We start from the raw sequence: 217 nt of genomic DNA, 5'->3' as shown, positions 1-217 counted from the left end.
TATTATAGCGTTGAAAAATTTGAGCATTACGGTGAACTTTCCGGGCGTAATCTGGAAGATATGATGGCAGGTGCGCGCGTTGATGTCAACGATAAAAAGCATAATCCAATGGATTTTGCCTTGTGGAAGGCTGCTAAACCGGGAGAGCCTTCCTGGAGCAGTCCCTGGGGTGAAGGACGTCCTGGCTGGCATATCGAATGCTCAACAATGAGTATGA

The 217-nt window shown here is 47.5% G+C and carries 1 pseudogene; it reads left to right on the top strand.

Features of this window, described 5'->3' with window-relative positions:
• Positions 1–217: pseudogene (locus HJV72_RS19290) on the top strand (cysteine--tRNA ligase); the annotation flags it as partial.

Origin of the sequence: Extibacter sp. GGCC_0201 (assembly GCF_017566055.1) — a bacterium.
Classification (GTDB): Bacteria; Bacillota; Clostridia; order Lachnospirales; family Lachnospiraceae; genus Extibacter.
This window is presented reverse-complemented; position numbering and strand designations above follow the sequence as displayed.